Source organism: Calidithermus terrae (genome assembly GCF_003574345.1).
GTDB lineage: Bacteria > Deinococcota > Deinococci > Deinococcales > Thermaceae > Calidithermus > Calidithermus chliarophilus.
In genome coordinates, this window is record NZ_QXDL01000446.1 from 1 (window position 1) to 964 (window position 964).

A 964-nucleotide genomic window follows, 5' to 3' on the forward strand; every position below is an offset into this window, starting at 1 on the left:
GCGGGGAGGGGTATCCCCCCCAGCCCCCCTTGCTAAGGGGGGTGACAAGGCGCCCCGCGTCTTGCGTACGACGTACGACGTACGACCCACGCCCGGCTATCGGCCATCCGCCATCGGCCATTGACCCCACAGGAGCCCCATGAGACCCGTCAGCATCGGCATCGACCTGGGCACCAGCGGCCTCAAGGCCCTCGCCCTCACCCCTGAAGGCCACGCCGTGGCCGAGGCGGGGGCGGCCTACCCCCTGCTCACCCCCCGGCCCGGCTGGACCGAGCAGAACCCCGCGGACTGGCTCGAGGCCGCCCGCGAGGCGCTCGCCGGACTCGCCGGGAAGCTCGAGGCCGGCGGCTACACGCCCGTGGCCCTCGGGCTGTCGGGGCAGATGCACGGCGGGGTCTTCCTCGACGGCGGGGGAGAGGTGGTGCGGCCCGCGCCCTTGTGGAACGACCAGCGCACCGCCGAGGCCTGCGCCGAGCTCGAGGCGGCGGTCCCGCGCTCCGAGCTCATCCGGCGCACCGGCAACCCGGCCGTCACCGGCTTCCAGCTCCCCAAGCTGCTGTGGCTGCGCCGGGCCGAGCCCGAGGCCTTCGCCCGCACCCGGCGGGTGCTGCTGCCCAAGGACTACCTGGGCTTCGCGCTCACCGGCCGCGCCGCCACCGAGCCCTCCGACGCCTCGGGCACCGGGGCGCTCGACCTGGCCGCGCAGGACTGGGACGCCGAATTGCTGGCCGCGCTGGGTCTCGACGTGGGCCTTTTCCCCACGGTGATCCCCTCGCACGGCGTGGTGGGCGGGCTTAAGGCCGAGTGGGCGCGGGCCACCGGGCTGCCGGAGGGCCTGCCGGTGGTGGCCGGGGCGGGCGACAACGCGGGCGCGGCCATCGGGCTGGGGCTCTCGAGCGCCCGCCCCGGCGTGGGCAGCGTCTCGCTGGGCACCTCGGGCGTGATCTTCCTGCCCCTACAGCGC

The 964-nt window shown here is 75.7% G+C and carries 1 protein-coding gene; it reads left to right on the plus strand.

Annotated features, from left to right (window positions below; all coding sequences use genetic code 11):
- Window positions 1–139: 139 nt before the first annotated feature.
- Window positions 140–964: FGGY family carbohydrate kinase (locus Mterra_RS21490; RefSeq protein ID WP_245971722.1), on the plus strand; the 825-nt coding region annotated here is incomplete at its 3' end.